The organism is Tumebacillus lipolyticus (assembly GCF_042682745.1).
Lineage (GTDB): Bacteria > Bacillota > Bacilli > Tumebacillales > Tumebacillaceae > Tumebacillus_A > Tumebacillus_A lipolyticus.
On the sequence record NZ_JBHUIO010000002.1, the window covers coordinates 240,270 to 246,915 of the forward strand.

A 6,646-nucleotide genomic window follows, 5' to 3' on the forward strand; every position below is an offset into this window, starting at 1 on the left:
CGTATGTCGCACCGCGCGGAGAGACGGAAGCGAACGTCGCCGACATCTGGTCACAACTGCTCGGCGTCGAACAGGTCGGCATCTATGATAACTTCTTCGAGCTTGGCGGACACTCGTTGCTCGCCACCCAGGTGATCTCTCGCCTGCGCAAATCGTTCCAAGCGGATGTGCCGCTGCGCTTGCTCTTCGAAGGGCCAACTGTCGCTCAGCTGGCAGATGCGCTCGATCGACTGCGCGGCGGTGCGCCGAGCCTGCTCGACCATCCGATGCTGCCGGTCGAGCGCGATCGAAAACTCCCGCTGTCCTATGCGCAGCAGCGGCTCTGGTTCCTCGACAAGTTGGAGCCGGGCAGCACCGCGTACAACTCGCCATCTGCGCTGCGCATGCAAGGAAAAATCGACCTCGCTGCGCTCGAAGATAGCCTGCAGCTGATCGTCGATCGTCATGAATCATTGAGAACCACCTTTGAAGAGATCGACGGTCATCCGGTGCAAGTGATCGCACCGACCGCCAAGTTTGCAGTGGAAATGATCGATCTGAGCGATCTTGCGCCGTCTGAGCGCCAAGCGCAGACGAGAAGATTGCTGCAAGAAGACGATCGATGGCAGTTCGACCTGAGCGCCGGACCGCTGTTCCGCGCCCGCATCGTGCGCGTGGAGGCGGAAGAGCATCTGCTCTTGCTCAACATGCATCACATCATCTCCGACGGCTGGTCGATGGGCGTGTTCGGTCAAGAGTTGGCCGCCTGCTATGAAGCGTTCTGCAACGGCGATCTCGTCCAACTGCCCGAATTGCCGATTCAATATGCGGACTTTGCCAGCTGGCAACAGGAGCTGTTGCAAGGTGATCTGCTCGATGCACAGCTCAGCTATTGGCAAGAGCGGTTGTCCGGTCACCTGCCAGTCCTGCAGTTGCCAACCGACGCACCGCGTCCGGCCAAGCAGACGTTCCACGGGTCTTCTGTCAGCCTCACGCTCCCCAAAGCGCTGTCGGAGCGCTTGGCGCAGATCGGCCAAGAGGAGGCGACCACTCTGTACATGACGCTGCTCGCCGCCTTCAAAGTGCTGCTCTATCGCTACACCGGACAGGAGGATGTGCTGGTCGGTACGCCGGTAGCTGGACGCAATCGGGAGGAGATCGAAGGGCTGATCGGCTTCTTTGTCAACACGCTCGTCTTGCGTTCCGCGCTGTCTGACGATCTGACATTCCGCCAGCTGTTGGCACAGGTGCGCGAAGTCGCGCTCGGGGCGTACGCCTATCAGGATGTACCGTTTGAAAAATTGGTCGAGGTGCTCGCACCGGATCGTGACATGAGCTATACGCCGCTGTTCCAAGTGATGTTCACGTTCCAAAATGCGGAGGATTATGAAATGCGTCTGCCGGGGCTTGCGGTCAGCTACATCGAGCCTGAGCATCAGTCGGCAAAATTTGATCTGACGCTGGCGATGGCCAGCGACGCGGACGGCCTGAGCGCCTCGATGGAGTACAACACAGACCTGTTCCAGCGCGAGACGATCGAGCGGATGATGCAACATTTCCAAAACTTGCTCGCGGCGATCGCCGAAGATGCGGATCGGACGCTGTCCGCTTTGCCACTGCTGCAAGCGGAAGAGCGCAGCCGACTGCTCTCGATGTGGCAGGAGCATTCGATCGATGCGTCGATCGAGAGCACGATCCACCAGCGCTTCGAAGAACAGGTGAAGCGGACGCCAGACCGAATCGCGCTGACCGATCAAGATCGACACTTTACCTACCGCGAAGTGAACGAGCAGGCAAACCGCATCGCCCATCGACTCCAACAGCTCGGTGTCAAAAACGAGACGCTGGTCGGGCTGATGGTCGAGCGATCTGCCGAAGTGGTCATCGGCATCCTCGCGATCTTGAAGGCAGGCGGCGCCTACGTGCCGTTTGACCCAACGTATCCTGCGGAGCGCTTGGCGTTCATGTTGGAAGACTCGCAAGTATCGGCGCTGTTGACAGAGGAGCGATATGCTGCAGACCTGCCTCCACACGATGCGCATGTGATCTGCTTCGATCGCGATCAGGAGGAGATCGAGCGTCAATCGAGCGAGAACCTGACGAGCGGAGCGACCGCAGAAAGTCTTGCCTATGTGATCTACACGTCAGGATCGACAGGCAAACCGAAGGGCGTTCTGATCGAGCATGCGAACGTCACCCGGCTGTTCGCATCCACAGATGCGTGGTATCAGTTTGGCGAGGCGGACGTCTGGACGCTGTTCCACTCTTACGCGTTCGACTTCTCCGTCTGGGAGATCTGGGGAGCCTTGCTGTATGGCGGGCGACTGGTGGTCGTACCCTATCTGGTCAGCCGTTCGCCAGAGGCGTTCCACCGCCTGCTGTGCGAGGAGGGCGTCACCGTGCTCAACCAGACGCCGTCCGCTTTCTACCAGCTGATGCAAGCGGATGAACTGGCCAGCTCGACCGATCGACTGTCGCTGCGCTATGTGGTCTTCGGCGGGGAAGCGCTCGAACTGCAAAGTCTGAAATCATGGTTTGCCCGTCACGGCGACCAACAGCCACAGCTGGTCAACATGTATGGCATCACCGAAACGACTGTCCATGTCACCTATCGCCCGATCCGACTTGTCGATCTGGAAAAAGGGGCTGGCAGCGTGATCGGCCTGCCGATCCCTGACCTCCAACTGTACGTGCTCGACTCGAATCTCCAGCCAGTTCCATTTGGCGTGACAGGGGAGATGTACGTCGGTGGGGCCGGGGTGGCGCGCGGCTATCTGCAGCGACCCGAATTGACGGCGGAGCGCTTCATCGACAACCCGTTCCGCGCGAATGGAGAGAAGCTGTATCGAACGGGAGACCTTGCCCGCTTGCTATCGAATGGTGAGCTTGAATATCAAGGCAGAATCGACCATCAGGTGAAAATCCGCGGCTTCCGCATCGAGCTCGGCGAGATCGAAGCGGTATTGAGCGGGCATCCGGCGGTCAAGACAAGCGTGGTCATCGCGCGTGAAGATACGCCGAGCAACAAGCGTCTCGTCGCCTACTTCGTCCAGCAGGCCGAACAGGAAGTGCTGACGAGCGGTGATTTGCGCCGCTATCTGCAGGATCAACTGCCCGACTATATGGTGCCTTCCGCTTTTGTTCCGCTGGACACCTTGCCGCTCACCGCGAACGGCAAAGTCGACAAGCGAGCACTGCCAGCTCCAGAAGCTGCCGGAGCTGCCAGCGAAACCGAATATGTGGCGCCACGCAGCTACAAGGAACAGCAGATGGCAGACATCTGGGCAGACGTGTTGGGCGTCGAGCGAGTCGGCGTGAAGGACAACTTCTTCGCACTCGGCGGGCATTCTTTGCTGGCCGTCCGCCTGATGGCGGAGATTCGCAAACATCTGCATGCAGACTTGCCGCTGTCCCTGCTGTTCCAAGAAGGGACGGTCGAGCAGATGACCACTCATCTCAGCGATGAAAAGGGCACAGGCCATTCGCTGGTGCCGATGAAGCCGTCCGGCTCCAAACTGCCGTACTTCTTCGTTCACCCAGGTGGAGGTGCAGTTTTCGGTTACCTCGATCTGGTGCGCGCGCTCGACCCCGAGCAGCCGTTCTACGCCTTCCAAGCAAAAGGGCTTGAGGACGACCAAGAGCCGCTCGAACATGTGGAGGCGATGGCTGAGCGCTACATCGAGGAGATGCGGATGGTCCAAGCACAAGGTCCGTATCACCTCGGCGGCTGGTCGTTCGGCGGGATCGTCGCCCATGAGATGGCGAAACAGCTGCGCGAACAAGGCGAAGAAGTAGCGATGCTCACCCTGCTGGACAGCCATGCGCCAGGTTGGACAAATGAGGAAGATCTTGACGAGGAGACGATCTTCTACTCGTTTGCACTCGATTTGACCAGTCAATTCGGAATCGAGATGCCTGATGCTGTGGAGGACGACAACTGGGAGCTCTCGTCAGCTCTCGATCAGCTGTACCAAGCGGTGATGGCAGCACAAGCGTTGCCGTTCGATCAAGGATCGGAAGTGTTCGCCCGCATGTATCGCGTCTTCCGCGCCAACCTGCTCGCCTACGCACGATATATTCCAGCTCGGCCGTACAGCGGACACTGGATGCTCTTGAAAGCGCAGGAGCAAGATCCACTGCTTGACAGAGGCGAGCTGCTCGGCTGGACCGATCTTGAAGTTGAACAGATCGCGGTCGCCACAGTGCCAGGGAACCACTTCTCGATGATGAAGCAACCTCAAGTTCTAGCGCTTGTCGATCAGCTAGCGCAGCAGGTTGAAGAACAGATCAAAATTTAAGTGTGGGGGAATTGAGAGATGAGTATGATCACGAAACAACAGGTCGAGTCGATGCAACCGGTGCAGATGTTCAACGGATATGTGGGAGCGCACATGGCATATGCGCTGCATCAGATCGGATTGTTTCCCATCCTGGAGCCGAAGCAGAGACTGGGAGTGCGGGAGCTCGCCGAAAAAGCGAAATGCGACCTGCCGCGTTTAAAGGCATTGCTCCGCACTGGCAGCTTGCTCGGGTTTTTTGAACTGCACGAAGGCGACACGGTAAGCGTCACCGAGATGGGCGAAGAGCTGCGCCGCGACCTTGGATATTTCGTCTGGAGCGTCGGAGGATACGGCAAGATGTTCCAGGACATGGGTCAGTTGTCTACCGCTTCAAAAGCTTGGAGCCACCTGCGCGATAACGGGTTGGTCGCGCTCGGTGCTGACATGTGCAACCGCAGCCTGATGTCCGAACTGCTCTACGGGGTGTTGGACGAACTGGATTTCACCCATATTGCAGACCTCGGTTGCGGAAACGGAGGGCGCTTGGTGCAATTTTGCCAGCGCTATCCGTACATCAAAGGGGTAGGCGTCGACATCGCGCCAGCAGCGATCGAACTGGCCAACCAAAACGTTGCACAAAACGGGCTGGAAGATCGGCTCAGCATGATCTGCGCCAACGCGCTCGACACTTTCCAGAGCGATCAGTACAAGGATGTGATGGAAACGGTCGAAGTTCTCACTTGCTTCATGATGTTCCACGACTTGTACAACATCGAGAGCATTCGCGATACGATCTTCGATCGATTGCGAAATGCATTCCCGAACATCAAGTACTTCCTGATCGCCGACACTTTGAAAATGCCGCCGAAAGATTCTCTGGAACAACTCCCGATCTTCAACGTCGGATACGAGTTGGTGCACGACTTTATGGAAGTGCAGATCCCGAGCCAGGATGATTACGAGCGACTGTTCACAGCCTCAGGGCTGACGATCGAGAAGTGCATCGATTTCGGTGTGCCGAACACGTACCTCTACCTGTTGCGCGCCTAAGCGAGCAGATAATCAAGAAGAGGGTGCTGTCATCAGCTGATGACAGCACCCTCTTTGTTTTACAAGTGCGATCGATGATTGCAGTTTCTCGATCGCCTGCCTATTATCGATTCGCAGGCAGCGCGCTGCGATAGCGATCGGAGAGGAATTTCAAATAGATCCGCAGGTATTTTCGACTGTAATAAGCGATCGCGCCGATCATGCCACCAACTAGCAATGCGAACACCATGCTCCACTCTGTGGGGACCGAGTAGCCGGGTCCGAGATTCATCTGAATCCAACTGACGCCGAACGTGCGCAGGATGCCAGCGAGGAATATAAGAATCGCAGTAAAGCCAAACCCATAGGCGATCGTCGCCAAGATCGGAACGACGATAACGCTCGCCAACCCTGTCGTGCAATAAAATCCGACCATCGCCAACAGATCGAAAGCGGAACGATTGGAGCGATGCGACAGATGCTCGCTACGGAAAGCTCTTGCCAGTTGGCGCGGATCTCCTAACTTCTCCAGCAGCACCGCCTCCGACTGACCGTTGCGTATCCCCTCCTCAATATGGCTCTCGATTTCACGCACCGCATCGAGCCGTTCTTCCTCCGGCAATTTTCGCAGGTGATCGGATAAAGTGTTCAAATAGTCTTGCCGTTTTGAGCTCATGTGCGTTCCTCTTCTCTGTAAGTTTGGATGTCGTCAACTGCTTGGGCAAGGTTTTTCCATTCGACTGAGATCGTCTCCAAAAAGAGTTGACCTGCAACTGTCAAACTGTAATATTTCCGCGGGGGACCCGATTCAGATTCTTGCCAGTAGGATTCGATATAGTTTTCTTTCAACAGTCGGCGCAAGAGGGGATAGAGCGTACCCTCTGTAATCGCGAGCGGCTCCCACTTGTCTAACAAAGTGACGAGCTCATATCCATAGCGAGGTTGCTTGCTGATCAGCAGGAGGATACAGTACTCCAAAATGCCTCGGCGCACCTGAGACGTCCATTCGTAAATCGCCATAAGCACGCTCCTTTCACTACTATGTTATCACCACCTATTGTGCAACGCAAGGTACTGGGTAGAAAATAATAGGTCGTGAAAACCGATCACTTGAAAATGCGGTCGAACGATTCTCGCGAACAGCTCGGATCATTAAAGTCAGCTACGAGTTGGTGTATAGCTTTATGGAAGTGCGGTTTCAAATTAAGAGGACGAAGAGTGGCTATTTATATAGGTGAGAGTCATAGTAAATATATGGTTATTATTTTAAACAATATTTAGAATATTTATTATTGAGTGATTTCTTTCGGATCACTGTATATTGAGCGGAGGAATTCGGTTATACAAGAAAGAAATTA

Annotated in this window: 3 protein-coding genes and 2 pseudogenes; 3 read left to right on the forward strand and 2 right to left on the reverse strand. The window is 55.9% G+C overall.

The window, feature by feature from the left end:
* Positions 1 to 8: 8 nt before the first annotated feature.
* From ACFSOY_RS21230 to ACFSOY_RS00815, 3 genes and pseudogenes are all read left to right on the forward strand, one after another.
* Positions 9 to 3,452 (forward strand): annotated as a pseudogene (locus ACFSOY_RS21230) (amino acid adenylation domain-containing protein); the annotation flags it as partial.
* Positions 3,453 to 3,515: 63 nt separating this feature from the next.
* A pseudogene (locus ACFSOY_RS21235) lies at positions 3,516 to 4,277 on the forward strand (thioesterase domain-containing protein); the annotation flags it as partial.
* Positions 4,278 to 4,295: 18 nt separating this feature from the next.
* A complete protein-coding gene (locus tag ACFSOY_RS00815) occupies positions 4,296 to 5,309 on the forward strand; it encodes a methyltransferase domain-containing protein (protein WP_386043381.1) in 1,014 nt (337 codons plus the stop codon).
* A gap of 103 nt (positions 5,310 to 5,412) precedes the next feature.
* Here the strand turns inward: ACFSOY_RS00815 and ACFSOY_RS00820 are convergent, their stop codons facing one another.
* Both ACFSOY_RS00820 and ACFSOY_RS00825 read right to left on the reverse strand, forming a co-directional pair.
* Positions 5,413 to 5,964 carry a DUF1700 domain-containing protein gene (locus ACFSOY_RS00820; RefSeq protein WP_386043383.1) on the reverse strand — a complete coding sequence of 184 codons (552 nt, stop codon included), beginning with the start codon at positions 5,962 to 5,964 and terminating at the stop codon, positions 5,413 to 5,415.
* Positions 5,961 to 6,308, reverse strand: a complete 348-nt coding sequence (locus tag ACFSOY_RS00825) for a PadR family transcriptional regulator (protein WP_386043385.1) — start codon at positions 6,306 to 6,308, stop codon at positions 5,961 to 5,963. The genes ACFSOY_RS00820 and ACFSOY_RS00825 overlap by 4 nt, the downstream gene beginning before the upstream one ends.
* Positions 6,309 to 6,646 lie beyond the last annotated feature (338 nt).

Excerpts from the sequence above, each read along its gene's own strand:
- ACFSOY_RS00815 (WP_386043381.1), top strand. The coding sequence starts at position 4,296 with ATGAGTATGATCACGAAACAACAGGTCGAGTCGATGCAACCGGTGCAG.
- ACFSOY_RS00820 (WP_386043383.1), bottom strand. The coding sequence starts at position 5,964 with ATGAGCTCAAAACGGCAAGACTATTTGAACACTTTATCCGATCACCTG.
- ACFSOY_RS00825 (WP_386043385.1), bottom strand. The coding sequence starts at position 6,308 with ATGGCGATTTACGAATGGACGTCTCAGGTGCGCCGAGGCATTTTGGAG.